The sequence below is a fragment of the Ruminococcus sporogenes genome, assembly GCF_054655175.1.
Window position 1 is genome coordinate 44,753 of record NZ_BAAHOA010000001.1, and the last position, 18,486, is coordinate 63,238.

Here is an 18,486-nt window from a genome sequence, read left to right on the forward strand (position 1 = left end):
CCTTCGCTGCTTCACGCCTTACAGAGCCTTGCAGACGGTTCTGTGAGCGTTTTATTTCAAGTTTCAAAATTCATAATGCGCTCTCAGAGCTAAAATAAGGCTGTTTTAAGACGTTTTTATTTTTAGGGTATTGTTTTCTGTCTGAACGCACTAAAATCGATTCTGAGGCTTGCTGATAGCCTCTATGGCGATATTGAGAGGAAAATTTTTTTGCAAATGTAAAATCATGGTGAAATATCCGGAAAATTGTTTACAAACATTTTCATTTCGTTTAGGTCGTAGCTGCGCTCAGCTTCGCTTTCCCTATCGGGCTTGTCCGGCCGTTCCCTTGCGGCATAATAGCTTTCCATCGTTACCGGGGCGTTGTAAAGGGACGTCAGAATATATTGGCGGATATTTCTTATTCCGTTACCGCTCTGGTTCTGAATGCATTCCAGCACATACCGGATATGATTATCCGTCAAAGCTGCAAATCTTTCCTTTACGCGCTGTGCTTCAAGATTTTCTCCGGCAATTCTGATTCTCTCCTTTTCCGACTTGAATGTCTCCGTCATAAGACCGACGATGTTATCAAGCTGCTTTTCGTCAAATTCATTTTTCAGCTTCTCATAACCGATCCTGTTTTTTATATCAATCTCATCAATCGAATCCAAATCGTCGCATCTATATGTATTTATATTAATATTATTTATATTATCTTGATTGATAGATTGATTAATATTATTTAGTAATTTATTATTTAGTATTTGATTATCTTTCCGATTGTCCACATCTGGATTGTCCACATCTGGAAAATCGGTAAGTGGGTTTATCTCCACTTTCCGATTTTCAGTAACTGGACTTTTATCTCCACTTTCCGATTTTCGGTAACTGGTAATTTTACCAATCTTCTGATCTTCAGCAACTGGTATAATTTCTTTGTTCATTTCTTGATTTTCACGAAAGATAGGGCTTCCGCTAATATCATATCTCCAATCAATAACCACACCTTTTTTGTTGGTTATTCTTGTTCTTCGCAGATATCCTGCCTTTTCAAGTTTTTTTAGTGTGGAATAAACTTTTGACTTACCGCAAGGTAATATAGAAGCTAAACCTAATCCTGAAAAATCCCAACCGTCAGGTAGTGACAGCATTGTTACCAGTAAACCTCTCTCCTGAATGTCAAGAGTAATATCTCTCAAGCAATCGTTTTCAATATGTGTAAAACCGTTTCCCATTTCAAAACGTTTAATTACCGGCATTTATTCATTCCTTTCTATCACTTGGATCTATCCAGTGCATTTTTTTTACAAGTGATATTTTATTTACAACATATGCTCCGCTTGAATCTTTAAAAATATAATTTTTACGTTCAAGTTCTTCAAAAACCTTTTTTAATTCCAATATGCTGCCTTCCGGAAATTGCTTATGAAATTGCTTAACCGTTACGTGATCGCAATTCGGAAGATTAACCATCTGACTTAAAACGCCTTGTGCTTCAAACGATAAAGTTGGAATAAATTCAAGTTTGAGTGAAATTATTCCATGTGATAAACGATTTTTAATTTTCATTTTTTTCTCCTTTATTTGATTTATCATAAACCTTAAGATTAGTTATTTTTTAAATAGCGTTTTTAATAAACAGTTCTATGATCTTGACTGCTTATCAGGACTATTTTTATTATTGAATTATTCATAATTATCCCTTTCTTTATATTGAATTGTATAGTCAATTATGATATAATAAATAAAACAAAATTGACAATTTTCGACAAATATTTATTTATGATGAGAGGTGAAATTTTTTATTATGGTCGAAATAAAATATAAAAAAATATCGGAATCATCGCTGAATTATTTTTCAAAAATTATTTATTCAGATATTCTAAAATACTACATGGATAAACAAAGATCAGATATTAAAAAAACAAGTAAATTTGAAAATAAAAATCGTGAGAGGCAGAAAAAATGAACGCAGTAATTTATGCAAGATATTCCTGTGACAATCAAAGAGAAGAAAGTATTGAAGGTCAGATCCGAGAGTGCAGTCAATTTGCTGAAAAAAGCGGCATGAACGTCGTTTATGAATACATAGACAGAGCGTTTTCGGCTAAGACCGATAACCGTCCCGAATTTCAGAAAATGATCAAGGACAGCTATTCAAATAAATTTCAGTCAATCATTGTTTGGAAGCTTGACAGATTTGCAAGAAACCGATATGACAGCGCAAGATACAAGGCAATTCTTAAGAAAAATAATGTTGAAGTTGTTTCCGCTACCGAAATTATTTCAAAGGGGGCGGAGGGCATAATTCTGGAAGCTGTTCTTGAAGGATACGCTGAATATTATTCTGCCGATCTTTCAGAAAAAGTAATCCGGGGAATGACAGAAAATGCGTTAAAATGTAAATTCAACGGAGGATCTGTTCCGATCGGATACCGTATTGATGGAAATAAGCATTACCAAATTGACGCGCTTACGGCTCCGTATGTAAAAGACGCTTTTCATATGTACGATTTGAATGTTCCCATGAAGGAAATAGCGGAGTATCTGAATAACAGGGGAGTGAAAACCGTAAATAACAAATCAATCAGTATACGCTCCATGTCAACTATTTTACGAAACAGAAAGTACATCGGAGAATACAGATATAGGGATGTTGTTATTCCGGGAGGAGTTCCAAAAATCATTTCAGAAGATTTATTCAATTCTGTTCAGAAAAAACTTGATTCTAAACAGCGCAATTCCAACTCTGAAACGGAAAAACATTATCTTCTCACTGCTAAAATGAGGTGCGGCAAATGCGGTTCGATTATGTGGGGTGAATACGGAACAAGTCATAACGGAGTTATTTACAGCTATTATAAATGCGCTTCTGTCAAACGACATCTTGGATGTAAGGCTAAAAGCGTCCGTCAGGAATTGATTGAAAAAGAAATTTTAGAAAGAGTTGTAAGTAAAATTTTTACAGAAAAAAGTATTGATTTAATCGCAAAATCTATCATAGGACTTAATAAAAAAGAAAATACATCTATGCTGTTTTTAAAAAAACAACATAAATGCATTATAAAAAATATAGAGAATATTATTGGCGCTATTGCGAATGGAATTTATACTGATTCGGTCAAAGAGAAACTTCTTGAGCTTGAACAGCAAAAGGAGGATTTAGAAAAGCAGCTTCAGATTGAACAGGATAAATTATCAAGTAAGAAATTATCTTTCAATCAAATTAAATATTGGCTTCATAACATCCTGGCCCTAATTTCTGAAGAAAATAAATCACTGCTTATTGAAACTTTTGTAGATGAAATTGTTTATTTTAACGACGATTAATCACAAGAGGTTCGAGTTAATGGAAGTTCGGTGAGCCAATAACGCATAATCCGAACACTTTCGTCACTAAGAATGTGTTCGGATTTGTTTTTTACCTTTGATATTGAAACCGTCCGAATTCTATGAGTTCGGGCGGTTTTTGTTATCATAAAGTAAAATTCGCTTTAGAAGCGAAAAAACTAACTGTATGGGGTATGGATTTTATATTCTTGATATGATATACTGTAGGTAAACACATAGGAGGGATATAATGGATAAAACAGCTATCGTTTGCCGGAATTAAGAAAAGCAAAGCCTATAACACAAGGAGAACTTAGCAGTTGCTTTGACGACTTCCAGAGAACGTTCATCGCAAGTGTAAAGCATACGGATAAGGTTTTCTACTTCGGATTCTTTGGACGGTTTCTCGGGGTAGAAAATCAAATCCGGTGAAATGGACAACTCTCGGATTAACTTGTAAAGAATATCGTAACTTGGTTTTTTGCCCTCATTTTCAATTCTATACAAATATCGCTCGGTAATGCCTATGCGTTCTGCAAGCTCCTCCATTGTGAGTTCGGAACGCTGTCGTGCAGATTTGATAATTTTACCAAGTGTTTCAGGTTTAGTATGCACTTGCAGTTCACCTTCGCTGTATATAATTATACAGAAATCTGTCGAAATTATAATGGCATAGAGGTTCTGTGTTAAAGTGTACTGTTGGTTCAAAATGTAATATGCAATTACCTCGTCAAAAAAAACTGAATTGTGACGAGGCGCATTTTGCTGTCTTAATTTCTCCGGTTCAGTTTTTGGACTGGAGGTTTTTTTATGTGCTGGAGTAGTTCCTGCATTTCGCTGCCTGTTATAAGCAGCGAATATAAGCGTATCTCAAGGGCATAAAAGTAAATACTGATTACTCAAAAAAAGCGTAGCTTTGGTTACGGGGTTCGTGAGCATTAATACTGAATTGTACGTTCAGATTTATAATGAAATAATATTGTTATCCCCTATTATGCGGTTTATACCGTATGACAGGGGATTTTTTGTTTTCCCATATTTAAAAGGTATGGAACGATGTCGTTCTCCTCCGAGCCGAAATTTTGATTCACACAAAAATTCAAAATTTCGGAGGAAACGATTATGTCAGATGAAGAAATCAAGGTTGAAGTATATAAGACAGAGGACGGTAAAAACTGTCTTGTTCTCGCAAGCGTATATAAAAATAACTGTTCACAGGAAACTACGGTCATCATTGAAGATGATGTTCTGGAGGTTTTAGAGGCAGCTCGCAGAGAAAATGAGAGACAGCGTTCAAGGAAGCGCAGACACGGACTCAAGAAAATCTATCTTGGTAATGAGGACTACTAAGCAAAGCTGGGAATGGTGACTCAAGCTCCCGATGTACTCCCTTGAAGATACAGGCAAATATGCAAATCTCAAGATGGAGGAATTTGTGGGCGGTAAGAAAAAGCGTAGTGCGTAATTGAAAATTCGGAAGCCTGAAATGGCTTCCGAATTAATAAAATAATTATTTAAGAACATGTTAGATGTATTCACGTTCATCTGTTTTCATTAAGTATAAAAAGAGATTAATGAATTCTGGGTATTTTTCTTTTTCGCTTTCAAACCAATAATTGAATTCTCCAATAGCTTTTTCAGTTTCAAAAACATTAATTGAAGTAGGAAATCCAACAACTAGTTGGTCTCCTACGACCAGAGTTTTAGTATATTCAGACCCGCTGTTATAATCAGAATTTAGTTCATATAGTCTGCTGATATTTGTTAATATCGTGTCTATCTTTTTGATTTGATAATTATAAAAAAATTTATCAATATTCTGTTCCTCCAAAGACATTTTGAGGAATTCTTTACATTTACCCATTTGCCCTGATTTGGCATATGCAAGAGAAAGACGGTCAATTATGTGTTGGTTAACATAATGAGTGGATACATTTTCTAAAATATATATTCTATTGTGTAATGGTAACATGCTAAATATTGTAAAAATATTTTCGCTTCCGAATTTATGTGATGGTTCAAGAAAATATTTTACAAAAATATCTTCTACAATGTGAATTGCCTTATTAATAATAAGCTCTAAACTTTCGTTATTAACTGTGCCTTTAAAATGTGAGCCTTCTCCTCCAATCTCGAATATTTTTCGAATGTTTCTAGCGATATCTGAATCATATTTTTCTTCAATGATTTTAATTTTTTTCTTCCAGCTGAGTCCTTCGTATAATTCAGTAGGTTTCAAATGGGCGGTAATCTTATCTTTTAATAACAAATCAATAATACCTTCTGTATATTGTCGTACATTGTTGGCACGGATTTTATTTCTTTGCTCTGTATTCATAAACGTATCAAACACATCCAAAAAAGTTTGGTTAATTGGCATTAACGGGTATTGATTGTTTTCATTTGTGATGGTGTTCATATTGTAATCCTTCTTTACATAGCGATAATTATTATTTTAATAATTGTATCACATATTTGCATATAATACAACATTTTTAGCTGAAAGAAATGTTTGAATCACAAGGCTTCAAACCCACAGTGAAACAGCTTTGACGAGGTTGGTATCTATCACTATCTGACAGAGGAAACCTTTGACGCATATATGATGGGCATTATCACAAACAAGGCAAAGAACGCTTTTGCAGTCCCTCGGCTGCAAGGACAAGGCGCAGGCGATTAAGGTATTGGAAGAACTTAAAATGACATTGCCGGTTAAGTCGGAGATGTTTGCAGCAGTTAGCGGACTTTCCGGTAAGCTTAAAAATGAAAGAATTGATTTTGCTTATGAAATGAAAGCGGCGGCGGTGGAAATAGAAGAATAGACTGTTTCAAAATTTAATTATATATTAAAATTCAGCCTTGCGATTTTGGTCGTAAGGGTGATTTTTTCTTTATAATGTAATAATAAGAATTAAATTCGACAAATACGCGAATATGGTGTTGGCTACAATTACCAATTATTAATATGCCATTTTGTTTAATTATACAAAGTTTTATCTAAATGTGTATAATTATATTGAAATAACGTATTTATTGTGTTAGATTAAAAGTAATTACATAGATAATAAAGGGTTAGCGATGTAATTTAGAAACTAAAGTGACAATTAGGGAGGACATATGGAAAATAAATTCAAAAGGATAATGTCAACGGCATTATCAGTGATGTTCGCGGGGCAATTGATGTTTAGCAGTGGTGCAGTACAGAATATTGCTTATGCAGTTGATAACGTCAGTACAATATCAGACGGAATCATTTATTCAAGCGAGTTAATCATTCACGGCTATGTGTATAAGGGCATGGTTGACGGATATACCGCAAGAGATAATGAACCTGTATTTGTACGGATATTCAACGGTGATTGGGCTGAAATTTCATCCGCAGAGGTTAGCAGTGATGGAAGCTACAGCGTAACGGCAAGCGGATCGGACGTATATCATGTTAAGTTTGAGTGCAATGGCTATCTTCCGTTTTACCTTAAAGATTTCGGAACCGGTAGTTATAAAGTTGGTTCAGGTGATTCGGATGATACAGTCACATTGATTCCTGGAGATACTACATACAACTACTATAATTCAAATCAGTGGAGCGATGATGCTTTAAACGCTGATGATTTAAGCTATGTTCAGAGCTGCGTCGGATCAACTTCTTATGGACAGACAGATTTTAATTTGTCCATGGATACCAATAACGACGGGGTGATTACTCAGGACGAGCTTGACAGCTTCTGCGCTTTCTATACAAACTTAGCTGAGGGACAGTATTTTGATTTATCCCATGAGAGCGCTGATATAGATTTCTTTGATGTTAATAACGATGGTATTATTAATAAATACGATTATTACCTTATGTACGATTTGGTGTATAACCGGAGAAGTCCAGAGGTAGTAAATATACCGGATCTTACCGGTGATGGTCTGTTTACCGATGCTGATTTGCAGCCGTTCTGGGACAGAATTAATGAAGCCGCGAATCCTGATAAATGGATATGGATTTATAACCATGATATGAATCGTGACGGTATCGTGGATATAAATGATTATATAATCGAAAAACTGAATTATTATGGAAATCCGGTTCCGCAGTCTGCGGAATATAAGTCTTACATGGACAAAAACGGAAACGGCAGCATTGATAATTCTGACGCTGCATGGTTTCAGGCGGCATATAATCAATACGGAGAGCTTGACTGTGACCGAGCGTTTAAAAGAACGCTGACAATGAACGCAAACGGCAAATTTAATTGGAGTTTGAATCTTCATGATACAAACTTGAATTTAAACGGCTGTGCGCTTTATGTTGGTGACAGTATGTCGTTTACTACAGATATACCGTCTTTCTGGTCTGACGGAGAGGGCGCATATCTGAATATCAACGGCGGCAGACTGGAAACGGGAAATAATCTGGTATTCCGAACAGCCTCACCCGATGGTTGGAATGGAAATGCAGGTCAGACAATGAACCTTAACGGAGGTTCCGTAATTATTGGTGGTGACTTTAATTTCGGTCAGGCAAATTGCTATGATACTATTATCATGAATAATGATAACGATTATCTGGAAATCAACCGCAATTGGAACTACATAACGCTGACCGATATGGAAGGCAAATGGACGGCCGGTCTAATCAATTTCCAGGGACCGACATGGCAGGTAAACGAAGCTTCCGGTCCTAAGTCTGTTTATTCCTCCGGAACCCACTCAATCAGATTTTATTATGCAGACGGTAAGCAGACGATTCTGTGGGATAATCCGAATGAGTTTATCAACGCTGAGGACGGAAGTAAGAATACACTCCGAACCTTTAACTTTGATTATATTGATCCGGAAACAGGAGAATGCTTAGGTTTGATATTTCCGGACGGATACAGCGAGGAAAGATATTGGTTCCGTCCTTGGTTTGAGGTGGAAGCGCCTGCTGAATGGATTTTGTTTAAGGACTGGCGTAACCATACAGATACAGATGGTGATGGTATTCCCGATTTAATTGAAAAGATAATAGGAACAGATCCTAATAAGTCTGATACCGATGGTGACGGATTATCAGATTACGAAGAGTATATAAAAACTTGTACCGACCCTACCTTATATGATACAGACAGCAACGGTATTTCCGATGGTCAGGAGGATCCGGATAATGACGGACTGAATAACATTAAGGAAATGGAGTACGGTACCGATCCCTTTGAAGAAGATACCGATATGGACAGTTTATCCGACGGAGACGAGGTCAATGTTTATCGTTCCGATCCTTTGAAGTATGATACCGACGGAGATACTCTGAGCGACGGTGACGATGTTACCCTCGGTTTTGACCCGACTTTGCCGGATACGGATTTTAACGGAATCCTTGACTGTGACGAGAAAATTTCTCAGACATTAACAATAAATGCTAATGATGATAATAATCCGATTGAATCGGTTTCAGTATCGTTCAGGGGGACTGGAAACATAAACAGCAACACATCTATAATTGACATAATGAATAAAGATATGATGTGTTCTAATGTTGCCGGATTGGTAGGCAGTCCGTATGATATTAATTCCACGTCTGATTTTGACAATGCGGAAATCAGCTTTAAAATACGCACAAATAAACTGAACGGAACAAACTTTGACAACATTGCAATTTTATGGTATGATGAGGAAAATCATAAGTTTGTTATCGTTGACAGTATTCTTAATAGTGCCAATAATACTGTAAGTGCAACTGTACCTCATTTCAGCAAATACATGATTATTGACAAAGCTGCATGGTATGCGGTATGGGAACATGATTTATATGACGCCCAATACAAGCTCGTAAATGCAGTATTGGCTATTGATTGTTCCGGAAGTATGGAGGATAACGATCCGATACAGATAATTTCTCCGTCAACACCGCCGTATGAAGCTACATACAAAAGCGAAAGAAGCACAGCGGCAAAAGGTTTTATAGATACACTAAAGGAATCTGATAAAGCAGCAATTGTCGGATTTGCGAATACTGCAACATGGCTTTGTGAAAGCCTGACAAGCAATAAGGACACGCTTAAAAAATCTTTGGATAATCTATATCAAGAAGGCTCGACAAACTTCAATCCTGTTTTAAATGAATCAATTAGTAAATTGTCAGTTGCTTCAGATGATTCATCAAAAATAATTATCCTTATGTCTGATGGCGGCATGTTTGAAGATTTGACTGAATCATTGAATGAAGCGCTATTGATAGAGGCAAAAGAATCCAATATTAAAATATGTACTATTGGTTTAGGTGATGAGGTTGATGAAAATATATTAAAACATATTGCTGATGCAACCAATGGTGAATATTATCGTGCGGCAACAGCAGGTGAACTTATAAATATATATTCAAAGCTTGGAACAGAAAAGAATTTTGACCTGACTGATACAGACGGTGACAGTCTTGCAGATATCTTTGAAATCAGCGGTATGAGATTGGAAAATGGGGAAGTTATTTATTCTGACCCACTAAATCCTGACTCAGATGGCGATGGTCTGCTTGACGGAGAAGAAATAAATCCGCAGTACCAATATTTACAGGGCGCTCCAAGTGATATTCAGTATAGTACAAAGAGCATTTATTTTGAGATGTCATCTGACCCTACTAAAAAGGATACGGATGGGGATGGTTATAATGATAAAGATGATTCAGAACCTTTGGTTATTAACAGCAATTTAGATAGCGAAACAACTGAGGAGCTGTTGAATGTCCTTGATGAATATCTTAATGATATTATGCCGCCAAAATATAATTATGATGGCGAAGAAATAACAAGCAAAAATAAAGAATGTGAAGCTACATGGGATCATTTTGACCAAAAAATTTGGCCCGCTTTATTAGATGAAGGAAAAGCAGTTTTAGGTCAAGAGTACGCCGCATATATAAGTTGGGTTCGTGAAGCATATGGAACATATGGAATAGAAACATTTTGGCTTACTATGGATCAATATGTTAATATTTTGTATTATGAAATTCTTGATCCTGACACCCTTGATAAACTAAAAAACCAAGTATTAAAGGGGAATTACAGTGAAGACATAACATTGACTGGAACTGCTGGCCAAATTGTAATTGGCTTTACAGGAATCGATTTCGTTGCAGACATTCGAGATGTAACATATGATGTTACACATTGGGAATGGTCATGGAGTCATGCTGGTCAAACCGGTCTTGATATGGTTGGAATAATTCCGATAATAGGTGCAATTAAAAATCTAGATGAATTTGCTGCATTAAGTAAACTTTCAAAAGTTGATGCAGTTGATACATTGAATGATTCTGTAAATTCAATTGATGATATGCTTAAAGCTGGTAAAAATACAGATGAAATTATTGCTTTGCAGAAAGCTAAATATGTTGAATTAACTGACACTTTAAAAATTAGGCAAATTTCTGAACAACTTGATAACTTACAAAGCAATAAGATTCATCACATAATTGAAGGTAGTAAAAATAGCAATCATCTATGGGAAACTCTTGTGCCGGATAAGAATTGGAATGATATTAAACAAATTATTTTTACTACTATGTTAAATGGAACAGAAATGACTCATAAAGGCGTTTATAAAAAAGTGTTAGATTTTAATGGTAAAGTAGTGGAAGTAACTTATAAAAAATTAAGCAATGGATATATTGCCATATCAGATGCTTGGGTAGTTGCTGAGTAAAAAAACTAATAAAGATTAAAAATTTTGTTAGAGTAATAATTGCTTAAGTATTATTTAGTTAATGTACTGTATATGTTTGTATCAATAAAATTGGAAAGTTATTTATTTACTTAATTTTAATTGATGTATATGTACAGCAGACTTTTTATAGCGAAAGGAAGCTCATAACGTGAATGAAACAAAAATCATAAAATATATTAACAGCCTTAATTTTAATAAGGCACTCAATTTATTTAATGAACTTAGCGAAACTGAGAAAATGGACTTAATTGTAGCTGAATCCAATTGCAGTAGCAATATTGTAATATTGGGGTTTATCACATATTTGCTTATGAATGATAATTCTTGTTTTCACCATGAATTAGCAGCAAATGCATTAATACAAATGTGCTGGCTTGAAGGGGCATATAGTTTAGCATATTATCATGCTTCTGAAATGGTGCGAATCCAGCCTGATGTTAAAAACAAAGAATTTATGTTGTTTTTTAATGAAATCCCTGAAAAACCTATGTCTGATGACTTAGCATTAAAATTAGCAAAGGAAATTCTCGAAATAGACTCATCTTGCAGTATTGCAAAAGAAATTGTTGAAAAATTATCCGATTGATTTTTAAGTATGGAAACAACTGTATTGGATTCTCAAAAATGGAGTAAATAATGCAGAAAAAAACCAAGTTATTCATTTATTATTTAACTCAAAATGAGGGGGTTAAACATGGAATTTATTATTGAAATGTCCGATTTTGTAATTCAAAGTAAAATAGTATATTTAAGTAATGAATATGCACTTCAAACCATTCCAAAATTACCTACCGAAGTATCGTTATTATTTGAAAACTTATGTATTAATAAATGATTGCATTATGGCTAAATCCTGAATTTAAATAATATCACATTAACCTTGACATATGAGAATACTGTATATAGGTGCCGATATGGCAAGATACATTATTATTACTTCGCCGTATAATTTAAATGCAATAAGTCATTGAATTTATTTCAATGACTTATTGCATTCATATAGATGAGGGAAAAAATGAAAGTAAAAGAGCATAGATGTCCTTGGTGTGGGGAACAAATAAAAGCTATGTCCGCACATAATATATTTTTAGGAAAATGTATCCATTGCGGTGGTAAATATAAAATGAGTATTAATAATATTTTTTATATAATATCGCTCGTACTAATACTTGTTGCGAATTTTTTTCTTGCCAGATTTGAATATGGTGTTTTGACAATATTTATTATACATTCGTTATTAATTATTCTTGTACCATTTAAAAGAGACTTTGATAAGTTCATTACTTTAAAAGGAATTAAGATTCATATACTTTATAACAGCAAAAAGGAAAAAAAGAAGTACAGATTATTATTAACAAGCGATAAAATTGTTACCATATGCTTTGTTGATAAAGAAAATAAACCACAATCCAATATGATATGCGTTACTGTTGATTCGGTGATATGGAATGAAGAATATTGTGAGTGCAATTTATACTTTTTACCAAAAGGGCAGCTGGACACCAGTCGAGTGAATATGATGTACAATATATTATAACAAATGAATGGAATACGGGTGTTCAGGGTGAAATTATTATATCCGATACTCCGATAGATGCTTGGACCCTATCCTTTGACAGCAGCTTTGCCATTGATACCTATGGAACGGACGGATTTTAAGCGGTTCCGACGGACATTATACCGTTGCAAGTCAGATGTGGACAAATCCGATTCAGTCTAACGCTTCAACAACGATAGGCTTTGTAGGTACAAAAGATAATACAGAAGCCGTTCTCAGCAACTTTACACTGACTGCCGTAATAATCGGAGAGGGAGAGAAAACCGATCCTCCGGTTGAGCCTGATGAGCTGAAATTCATAACAGCAGAGGCGGAGTATGATATTGAAGGCGGAAATATATATCTGACATGGAAAACAACTGAACCGACCGGGACATTTGAAATTTTAACGTCGGAGGACGGAGAAAGCTTCAATGTAATTGATGTGCTTGAAAATGCTGAAAGCTATACATATGCTCCTGCCGAGTTTGAAACCTTGTACTTTAAAATAAGAGAAACATTCGAAGAACAGACTGCCGAAAGCTAAATGCTGACGTTGGCAAAAACGGAAGAAGAAATCGACTGGAACGATACGACAGATACCGACGAGGACGGACTTCCCGACGTATACGAGCTTTACTATTACTGCACAGACCCGGTAAATCCTGATACGGACGGCGATGAAGTTTCTGACGGAGATGAAATTGCTTTAGGATTAAATCCAAATGCCGCCGCAACAAACGGTATTCCTGATAACGAAAGAACCTTTGAGCAGACAATAGAGCCGGACGACCCTGCGTTTACGTTTATCAATACGGAGGATAATCCGTATAAGGTTTCCCTTGAAGTAAAGGCAGCCGGAGTGCTGACAAACAACCTTGAGGCCGGAGTCAGCGGCTATTCGTATGCCATGAGAAACGAAGCCATACTTGGAACAGCGCCGGAATTTGAGTATCCGGAAAATCTTAAAATAGACAGCGTAACGGTAAACTTTGCCCTTGACGAAAGCGCAGCGGCTAATACAAACGGAAAATATGCGGGCATATCGGACGAATTTGCAGGAATCAAGCGCTTTAATGTTTTCAGATATTTTGAAGAAAGCAACATGCTTCTGCCGATCGAAACGTTTCACGATACTGCAAACAACAGGGTTTACGCCAATACCGGCGAGCTTGGCACATACTGCCTTGTTGATATGGAAATTTGGCTTGACAGTCTTGAAATCAAACCGCAGGAAAAAAAACCGCAGGCGCGGACAATGTCATTGAATAATTCTGAGGATATGCTGAGTTCGGTTCCAAAGGGAAGCGATTTGGATATTGTGTTCGTTATTTATACCAGTAATGGATTCCTCAGCAATACAAAAACAGATTTGCTGAATACCTCAGAAAAAATATTCACTGAATCAAAGCAAAGAAATATTAATACGAGAATATATTATATAAGCTATTTGGGAACGCCTATACCCAATTTAAACAATAATACGAATTACGCTGAAAACACCGAGGATTCCGAGGCAATAATAAAACGCGCGCCCGGAACAAAGGCGGATACAAAATACTATGAATTTTACAGGTCAATGAATTATATCTATAAGAATCTGCTTGGTGAATTTCGTGAAAACAGCTCACAATATTGCTTTGTAATTGATGAATTTTGTTATCCTGAATGCACGCTTCCAATAGGCTCTGTGACTGAAATACAAAATGCCGGCGTAAAGCTGCAATTTATATATGATAATAATAATGAAAATAAGAACAAGTATATATCAATGGCAAACGGATTGCCGTGCCGTCAGCTCGACATTGCAAGCGGCTTTTATTTCTGCGATTTTGTAGTCAATCAGTTATTTGATGAATCGGTCGAACCGCTACAGATAATATCGTCTGCAGGGCTGACGAAGCTGCCGGATGACTTCGGGGAGATTTCAGCGAACAGCGGGCAGGACTATGACAAGGATGGTATTTCCGACGCAGACGAAATATATTTTGAAGCGGCAGGCAGCGACGGAAGCAGGCTTGTTACTGTGAACGCGGACGGAACTGTCGAACTGCCGAGCTTTAACGAGTGCGTTAAGGCGGGGAACACTTACGTGCAGTCGGGGCTGGAAAGATTTAAGAAAAGCTCCGATGAAAGCGTGCTGAGGCAGCTTGATATTATCAGGGTACTTCCGATTAAGTCGGATCCGACAAGCGAGGACGGCGATGGTGACGGATATGTAGACGGAGCTAAAGATATTAATGGTGATGGCAAAACCAATGACCCGAGACCATTAAAATGTGATGTATTCAAGTATTCATTACAGCCTGACTTTGTACCCATTATGGAAACTGATGGGAATCAGGCTTATGGAGGTAATCAAAGTTGGTATGGTCCTCAAAGTTCAGCATTCAATAATGTAATCTACAATGGCGGGTGCGGCCTTATCTCATTTTGTGATGTCCTTGCTTATCTTGATCGAAGCGGTAAATGTCCCGGAATTACTTCTCTTAACACAACTGGAACTATTTCTCAAGTTGATTATATGGCATACATTGATACAATATACAGTAAGACTTTGATGCCAATTAAAGTACCGGGGTTTATGTCTGAAGGAACCGGAACATGGGGCACCACTCCGTCTATGTATTATAAGGCATTTAACACACATATGTTGCTCAATTTAAATAATTCGCACATATTGCCTTATACAGCAAATGCCGTATTTTCTGACCCTGACAAACTGTTTAAAAAAATAGAAAATAGAATTGAAAACGGCTACCCCGTGCCAATGTTTATTGAGATGTTTACAACAATTCCATTTTATAATACGAACATGACTGTATATGATTCAGGCGTAAGTTATCATTGGGTAACTATAACAGGAATTGAAAGAGATGATGTGACAGGAGAAAAAATATTTCACATTTCTTCATGGGGAAAAGAATTGATTATAAAATATGATGATTGGTATAATGACGGTTTAACAAATAACACCGTGCTGCTATAATCATAACAAGGGAAGCTGTGTTTATGAAAAACAGAGTTATAAAAAGCAAACGCAAGATACTGATAGTCTTACTAATATTTCTTTTGATTACCGGCTCGCTGTTGTATGGAATCAATAAAGCGTCGGGGCGCTTCTGGAAACGTGAAAATAACGCAGCATTAGCTGCTTGGGAGATTCGTTTTCCAAATTCAATGTCGAATTTTAATGAAAAATTCGGAAATGATTTGGAGGTTGTAAGCGTTTTCAGAGGCAGTATATCTATCATTTATAAGAACAGTACATGGTTTGAAAACAAGTATAATGTTTCAGGTAAATCTGATGCAGAATTTTTGAAAGATATTGCCGACGAATGGTTTGAATGCTTTCGTGATGAGATATCTGCTGAATTGGAAAAGGAGGATACATATTTTAGGTGACCTGTTGTAATATCTTTTAAACTTGAACCCGGAAATGAATATGAAATGTTAACATTCAGATTTGATGGCTTTGATGAATGCACTGTGCTGCGTCATGAAAAATATTAATTTATCAGTTCTATACTTTTTAAGAATTTATTTAAATTAGTATTTAAATAAGCTGTATATTATAAGCCAATTAAACGGAGGGAAATAAATGAAACGTTTATCAGCAGTAGTGTTGGCGGCAGTTATATTGAGTATTGTGGCGTTTGGCGGAATAATAGCATATGCGTATGAGTTTATAGGCTCGGAAATTTATTATGAAGATAATACATACGATGTGTATTGTTCAGAAAAATACGAGATAGATCCTTATAATGATAGCTGGTATTTCTATAATAGTGAAAAAAACGGTGAGATTACACTGGAATGTAAATTTGATTACAGCCAAGGCAGAGAGAAGGTACCTGACAGCTTAACCGATAAAAAATACGGTAAAAGGTATGTTACTTCAATAAGCGGAAGCTGCGGTATTAAGGAATTCGACCTGAATCCTAAGAATAAATACATGAAGCTTGTAGATAAGTAGTATTCAGCAAGGACGGAAAGATACTTATGTCCTATACTCAGTACGATGAGAGAACATCGTATGTTATTCCTGATGGGACTGAAGTTATAGGAGACCATGCGATAGCATACTGTGATAATATTAAAGAATTAATAATCCACGACAGTGTGAAGGAAATACAAAGCTATTCGTTTGCTACAATGGACGCTTTGGAAAAGGTAAACAGTATTCCGTCAAAGGTAGAAGTATTGCATGGAACATTTACAAATTGTCATAAATTAAAAGAAGTGTATATACCTGAAGATTCAAAACTAAGAAAGATAGGAAGAATTCTTTAAAGGTTCAGGTATCAGCGAATTGACGTTACCCTCGTTTGAAATTGAAATCAGCAATGACGCTTTCGGATATTTCAGCAGTGGTAAGGTTATGGAAAATATTAAGCTGTACAGCTATGTAAAGCCGGATGTAACTGTTAATTATTTATCTGATACTTCATGCAGGCTGGAATGGGAGAAAATACCGGAAGCTTCATACTATGAGGTATATCAGAAGATGAGCGACGGAAGCTATAAGCTGCTGAAAAAGACGACATCGTCAAAATGCAGAATAAACAAACTTAAGAATAACAAGGAATATGTATTTGCAGTTAAAGCAACGGCAAATATAAAGGCGGTTGAAGATGAAGTATCCGATGAATATATTATATATCCTGAATACTATACAATTGAAGTAACCAGGTCAGACGATGTTAAGGTGAAAATCTAAATAGAAAAGGCAGTGAGATACTGCCTTTTCTACTATAATTATCTTTTACATTCTATGCTTTTCACCCTCTTTTTTCTCTCTTCCTCCACAAGCTTAGAAACATAATTCCCCTTAGAAATCTCATTATAGGTTTTGGCAATATCAGCATAAACCTCATACAACTGTTTGCAGTTCTCAAAGCTGTTTTTGAGAGTTGCAATTTTTTTGTCCGTTTCCTTTTGCAGAGCGTTCAGATGTTCAAAATCCTCATGCCCGTTAATGTTATTGTTAATCATAGACTGCCTGCAAATATTCAGCTTTAAATTCTCGGAAGGAGATAGCGAACCCTTGTCTGCAAGAGAAAAATATTCCCTCGCTTGTTCCGCAAGTCCCTTGAGCTTTTCCTGTCTGACTATAAGACGGTTTAATTCATTTTCATAATCGGTTTTAAGCCGTTCTATTTTGCCCTCAAGCTCACCAATGGAATGAACCCCATAATCATTGGGAGCAGCCACATCCCCTGTTTGTTGAGGCCTTATGAAAAAAGATTATGTAGAATATCTCGCAGACATATTGGCTCACGGCTCTGCCGAAGAAAAGAAACAGTTATACAAAGAGAATGCTGGCGAAATCAGAAAAATACAGGAGCGCCTTGACAAACTCGCCACCAATCAGCGTTCTGTAAAAAGAAAAGCTATTTGAAACGGAGGTTATTATATGTTACAGTTTATTGCAGGATTAGTAATCGGAGGTACTGTCGGTTTATTTACAACTGCTTTGCTTGTTGCTGCAAAGAGGGGTGACAAGAATGATTTTTGATGAGGTCGCAAAAAGAAAAGGCTTGAGCCATGAAACAGCATATAAATATGTAAACGGTGTAATGGACACCATACGCATTGTACTGCTGCAAAATGATGAGGTTGAAATCGGCGGATTTGGAACATTTACGGTAGTTACGGACCTCAAAGGAAAACGTACTCCTGTTTTTGAGGCAGGACAAGTTTTAAAAGACGTTGTTAATAGTCAAGGAGGATGATATATAGTGGAAAAGAAGATAATCAAAAAATATGGCGGATGCGAGATTACAATTTCCTTTAAAGAAAAGTCTGTTGAGCTGCCCGAAAAAATAAAATGGCTCTTAATTGAAAGCTATTGTGATAGGGTTAATATTGAAATGACTGCCGATAACAATACATCAGATGATTTAAAAGCAGCATAAAATTATTTTTTCAATTTCTCTTGACAAAGG

General features: G+C 36.0%; 22 protein-coding genes. 17 read left to right on the top strand and 5 right to left on the bottom strand.

The window, feature by feature from the left end; all coding sequences use genetic code 11:
- Positions 1-224 precede the first annotated feature (224 nt).
- Together ACYQ0N_RS00225 and ACYQ0N_RS00230 are read right to left on the bottom strand one after the other, a co-directional pair.
- Entirely contained in the window at positions 225-1,241 is a 1,017-nt protein-coding gene (locus tag ACYQ0N_RS00225) for a DUF6017 domain-containing protein (RefSeq protein WP_460161564.1), read from the bottom strand.
- Between the two features lie 4 nt (positions 1,242-1,245).
- Positions 1,246-1,551 (bottom strand): hypothetical protein, encoded by a 306-nt coding sequence (locus ACYQ0N_RS00230; RefSeq protein ID WP_460161565.1) that lies wholly within the window; start codon positions 1,549-1,551, stop codon positions 1,246-1,248.
- Positions 1,552-1,789: 238 nt separating this feature from the next.
- Here ACYQ0N_RS00230 and ACYQ0N_RS00235 point away from each other — a divergent pair, with 238 nt between their 5' ends.
- Positions 1,790-1,951, top strand: coding sequence for a hypothetical protein (locus ACYQ0N_RS00235; RefSeq protein WP_177532949.1), 162 nt, complete (start codon positions 1,790-1,792; stop codon positions 1,949-1,951).
- Positions 1,948-3,312, top strand: a complete 1,365-nt coding sequence (locus ACYQ0N_RS00240; protein ID WP_460161566.1) for a recombinase family protein — start codon at positions 1,948-1,950, stop codon at positions 3,310-3,312. The genes ACYQ0N_RS00235 and ACYQ0N_RS00240 overlap by 4 nt, the downstream gene beginning before the upstream one ends.
- Before the next feature lie 279 nt (positions 3,313-3,591).
- On the opposite strand, the gene ACYQ0N_RS00245 is transcribed toward ACYQ0N_RS00240, so the two are convergent.
- Positions 3,592-3,927 carry a helix-turn-helix domain-containing protein gene (locus ACYQ0N_RS00245; protein WP_460161567.1) on the bottom strand — a complete coding sequence of 112 codons (336 nt, stop codon included), beginning with the start codon at positions 3,925-3,927 and terminating at the stop codon, positions 3,592-3,594.
- Between the two features lie 507 nt (positions 3,928-4,434).
- On the opposite strand from ACYQ0N_RS00245, the gene ACYQ0N_RS00250 reads away from it, so the two are divergent.
- Positions 4,435-4,662, top strand: a complete 228-nt coding sequence (locus ACYQ0N_RS00250) for a hypothetical protein (protein ID WP_177532951.1) — start codon at positions 4,435-4,437, stop codon at positions 4,660-4,662.
- 175 nt (positions 4,663-4,837) lie between these two features.
- Here the strand turns inward: ACYQ0N_RS00250 and ACYQ0N_RS00255 are convergent, their stop codons facing one another.
- Positions 4,838-5,731 (bottom strand): hypothetical protein, encoded by an 894-nt coding sequence (locus ACYQ0N_RS00255; protein WP_177532952.1) that lies wholly within the window; start codon positions 5,729-5,731, stop codon positions 4,838-4,840.
- Positions 5,732-5,996: 265 nt separating this feature from the next.
- Here ACYQ0N_RS00255 and ACYQ0N_RS00260 point away from each other — a divergent pair, with 265 nt between their 5' ends.
- The 11 genes from ACYQ0N_RS00260 to ACYQ0N_RS00310 all read left to right on the top strand — a co-directional run bounded on the left by ACYQ0N_RS00260 (position 5,997) and on the right by ACYQ0N_RS00310 (position 17,258).
- On the top strand, positions 5,997-6,134 hold the full coding sequence (locus tag ACYQ0N_RS00260; protein WP_177532953.1) for a hypothetical protein: 138 nt from the start codon (positions 5,997-5,999) through the stop codon (positions 6,132-6,134).
- A 295-nt stretch (positions 6,135-6,429) separates the two neighbouring features.
- Entirely contained in the window at positions 6,430-10,980 is a 4,551-nt protein-coding gene (locus tag ACYQ0N_RS00265) for a VWA domain-containing protein (RefSeq protein WP_460161568.1), read from the top strand.
- Positions 10,981-11,149: 169 nt separating this feature from the next.
- Positions 11,150-11,587 (top strand): hypothetical protein, encoded by a 438-nt coding sequence (locus ACYQ0N_RS00270; protein WP_177532955.1) that lies wholly within the window; start codon positions 11,150-11,152, stop codon positions 11,585-11,587.
- A 108-nt stretch (positions 11,588-11,695) separates the two neighbouring features.
- Positions 11,696-11,836: a hypothetical protein gene (locus ACYQ0N_RS00275; protein WP_177532956.1), complete on the top strand. Its 141-nt coding sequence runs from the start codon at positions 11,696-11,698 to the stop codon at positions 11,834-11,836.
- A gap of 180 nt (positions 11,837-12,016) precedes the next feature.
- On the top strand, positions 12,017-12,538 hold the full coding sequence (locus ACYQ0N_RS00280; RefSeq protein ID WP_460161569.1) for a hypothetical protein: 522 nt from the start codon (positions 12,017-12,019) through the stop codon (positions 12,536-12,538).
- A 157-nt stretch (positions 12,539-12,695) separates the two neighbouring features.
- Positions 12,696-13,085 (top strand): hypothetical protein, encoded by a 390-nt coding sequence (locus ACYQ0N_RS00285; RefSeq protein ID WP_177532958.1) that lies wholly within the window; start codon positions 12,696-12,698, stop codon positions 13,083-13,085.
- On the top strand, positions 13,086-15,527 hold the full coding sequence (locus ACYQ0N_RS00290) for a hypothetical protein (RefSeq protein ID WP_460161570.1): 2,442 nt from the start codon (positions 13,086-13,088) through the stop codon (positions 15,525-15,527).
- Positions 15,528-15,550: 23 nt separating this feature from the next.
- Positions 15,551-15,943 carry a hypothetical protein gene (locus ACYQ0N_RS00295; protein WP_460161571.1) on the top strand — a complete coding sequence of 131 codons (393 nt, stop codon included), beginning with the start codon at positions 15,551-15,553 and terminating at the stop codon, positions 15,941-15,943.
- 196 nt (positions 15,944-16,139) lie between these two features.
- Positions 16,140-16,514, top strand: coding sequence for a hypothetical protein (locus ACYQ0N_RS00300; protein ID WP_177532961.1), 375 nt, complete (start codon positions 16,140-16,142; stop codon positions 16,512-16,514).
- 26 nt (positions 16,515-16,540) lie between these two features.
- A complete protein-coding gene (locus ACYQ0N_RS00305) occupies positions 16,541-16,831 on the top strand; it encodes a leucine-rich repeat protein (RefSeq protein ID WP_177532962.1) in 291 nt (96 codons plus the stop codon).
- 19 nt (positions 16,832-16,850) lie between these two features.
- A complete protein-coding gene (locus ACYQ0N_RS00310; protein ID WP_177532963.1) occupies positions 16,851-17,258 on the top strand; it encodes a fibronectin type III domain-containing protein in 408 nt (135 codons plus the stop codon).
- Positions 17,259-17,296: 38 nt separating this feature from the next.
- Here the strand turns inward: ACYQ0N_RS00310 and ACYQ0N_RS00315 are convergent, their stop codons facing one another.
- Positions 17,297-17,752, bottom strand: a complete 456-nt coding sequence (locus ACYQ0N_RS00315; protein ID WP_177532964.1) for a hypothetical protein — start codon at positions 17,750-17,752, stop codon at positions 17,297-17,299.
- A gap of 22 nt (positions 17,753-17,774) precedes the next feature.
- On the opposite strand from ACYQ0N_RS00315, the gene ACYQ0N_RS00320 reads away from it, so the two are divergent.
- From ACYQ0N_RS00320 to ACYQ0N_RS00330, 3 genes are all read left to right on the top strand, one after another.
- Entirely contained in the window at positions 17,775-17,939 is a 165-nt protein-coding gene (locus ACYQ0N_RS00320) for a hypothetical protein (protein WP_177532965.1), read from the top strand.
- Between the two features lie 106 nt (positions 17,940-18,045).
- Positions 18,046-18,273 carry an HU family DNA-binding protein gene (locus ACYQ0N_RS00325; protein WP_177532967.1) on the top strand — a complete coding sequence of 76 codons (228 nt, stop codon included), beginning with the start codon at positions 18,046-18,048 and terminating at the stop codon, positions 18,271-18,273.
- Positions 18,274-18,279: 6 nt separating this feature from the next.
- Entirely contained in the window at positions 18,280-18,456 is a 177-nt protein-coding gene (locus ACYQ0N_RS00330) for a hypothetical protein (RefSeq protein WP_177532968.1), read from the top strand.
- Positions 18,457-18,486: the final 30 nt, after the last annotated feature.

Bases quoted from the DNA above. Each gene is read 5' to 3' on its own strand.
- ACYQ0N_RS00225 (WP_460161564.1), bottom strand. From the start codon at position 1,241: ATGCCGGTAATTAAACGTTTTGAAATGGGAAACGGTTTTACACATATT.
- ACYQ0N_RS00230 (WP_460161565.1), bottom strand. From the start codon at position 1,551: ATGAAAATTAAAAATCGTTTATCACATGGAATAATTTCACTCAAACTT.
- ACYQ0N_RS00235 (WP_177532949.1), top strand. From the start codon at position 1,790: ATGGTCGAAATAAAATATAAAAAAATATCGGAATCATCGCTGAATTAT.
- ACYQ0N_RS00240 (WP_460161566.1), top strand. From the start codon at position 1,948: ATGAACGCAGTAATTTATGCAAGATATTCCTGTGACAATCAAAGAGAA.
- ACYQ0N_RS00250 (WP_177532951.1), top strand. From the start codon at position 4,435: ATGTCAGATGAAGAAATCAAGGTTGAAGTATATAAGACAGAGGACGGT.
- ACYQ0N_RS00255 (WP_177532952.1), bottom strand. From the start codon at position 5,731: ATGAACACCATCACAAATGAAAACAATCAATACCCGTTAATGCCAATT.
- ACYQ0N_RS00265 (WP_460161568.1), top strand. From the start codon at position 6,430: ATGGAAAATAAATTCAAAAGGATAATGTCAACGGCATTATCAGTGATG.
- ACYQ0N_RS00275 (WP_177532956.1), top strand. From the start codon at position 11,696: ATGGAATTTATTATTGAAATGTCCGATTTTGTAATTCAAAGTAAAATA.
- ACYQ0N_RS00280 (WP_460161569.1), top strand. From the start codon at position 12,017: ATGAAAGTAAAAGAGCATAGATGTCCTTGGTGTGGGGAACAAATAAAA.
- ACYQ0N_RS00285 (WP_177532958.1), top strand. From the start codon at position 12,696: ATGTGGACAAATCCGATTCAGTCTAACGCTTCAACAACGATAGGCTTT.
- ACYQ0N_RS00290 (WP_460161570.1), top strand. From the start codon at position 13,086: ATGCTGACGTTGGCAAAAACGGAAGAAGAAATCGACTGGAACGATACG.
- ACYQ0N_RS00295 (WP_460161571.1), top strand. From the start codon at position 15,551: ATGAAAAACAGAGTTATAAAAAGCAAACGCAAGATACTGATAGTCTTA.
- ACYQ0N_RS00300 (WP_177532961.1), top strand. From the start codon at position 16,140: ATGAAACGTTTATCAGCAGTAGTGTTGGCGGCAGTTATATTGAGTATT.
- ACYQ0N_RS00305 (WP_177532962.1), top strand. From the start codon at position 16,541: ATGTCCTATACTCAGTACGATGAGAGAACATCGTATGTTATTCCTGAT.
- ACYQ0N_RS00320 (WP_177532965.1), top strand. From the start codon at position 17,775: ATGAAAAAAGATTATGTAGAATATCTCGCAGACATATTGGCTCACGGC.
- ACYQ0N_RS00325 (WP_177532967.1), top strand. From the start codon at position 18,046: ATGATTTTTGATGAGGTCGCAAAAAGAAAAGGCTTGAGCCATGAAACA.